Source organism: Nostoc sp. UIC 10890, assembly GCF_054786515.1.
This window is the reverse complement of the sequence record NZ_JBSGKF010000180.1, coordinates 1-1,101: the sequence shown is the minus strand read 5'-3', so window position 1 is coordinate 1,101 and position 1,101 is coordinate 1. Positions and strand designations below refer to the sequence as shown.

Here is a 1,101-nt window from a genome sequence, read left to right as displayed (position 1 = left end):
CGTACATACTTCCCGATGTTGATTGCTGAATCAGAATCATCACCAGAAGATGCCTTAGAACACGTCGCTGAAGTTGCCACAATCTTTACTAATACTGCACTGCGGCGAGTTTTTAACTTCTGCACGCCGATAGTTTTGGCTGACTTGCTGATGATTATCTTGCGTTGTTTACCTACTGAAGTTTACTCAGACTTTGCCCCAATGCAAGCCGTAACTAACCCGACAGTGACCTGATAAAATTTATCAGAAATCATTTCTACCGACCTACCAGTAGTAAAAGATTCTCACAATCATGATTGTCTACTTAATCATTGAGTGAGCGTCTCGTTCACTATGCCTTGAAACGCCCCACCAGAGCTTTGTACAGCATGAGTGCATTAGGATTACTGCTTTCTATGGTAAAGAGCAAGGTGCTTTGAAGGCGAGTTAGGGTGCAAGTACTAAAGTAGGATAAATGTCAGGTAGGAAATTTTTATTTAATTTCTTTTCTTTTATTAAACTTTAAGATTGCATTTTTATAAGCTGTATCAATGAACTCAAAAGCTTTAATTAGGTTTTCTCCTTGCGGATTGTTGATAGCTACCCATCCCAGCCAACCATATATAGGATGCGGGGTTAGTACATTTAACTGAGAAAAATCCCAGTCTCCATCAATTATCTTGCCTTTAGCGGGTCTTTTTGGTCTTTGCCCAAATAATTTAAGATATTCTTGATCTCCAATACCGATACTAAGTCTAAAAACCGCATCTCTATTAAGATTTGAACTTTTATCATTTGGCCCATCTACTTCTTTAATTGTTGCAAAGTAAACCCCTCTGGGTAACTTCATCTCAGGGTTATAAAAGAAAGTTGTTTCTAAGTAGGCTTCTGTTACATTCAGTCCTTGATACTTACAACTAATATATTTTCTAATTTCGTCTTTAGTCATACTGATTTTCATATTTAATTTTCATTTTATTATTAATATACTTTTGTTCTTATTTCAAAGATTTCCTATCTTTAAATGCTAAAGCTTTGAGAATTGTAATGCTTCTAGGGCTGGGCTACGGAAAGAAAAAATATTACTCCTGCTATTAGATAGTCTTAATAGCGGTAGTAATA

2 protein-coding genes are annotated in these 1,101 nt (G+C 36.1%); one reads left to right on the top strand and one right to left on the bottom strand.

Annotated elements, in window-relative coordinates; all coding sequences use genetic code 11:
* Positions 1–234, top strand: a 234-nt coding sequence (locus tag ACWATR_RS40270) for a hypothetical protein (protein ID WP_460343912.1), incomplete at its 5' end; no start/stop codon positions are given.
* Between the two features lie 238 nt (positions 235–472).
* Here the strand turns inward: ACWATR_RS40270 and ACWATR_RS40265 are convergent.
* The gene (locus ACWATR_RS40265; protein ID WP_460343909.1) at positions 473–928 is read right to left on the bottom strand and encodes a DUF6194 family protein; all 456 of its coding nucleotides are present in this window, start codon (positions 926–928) and stop codon (positions 473–475) included.
* Between the last annotated feature and the right edge of the window lie 173 nt (positions 929–1,101).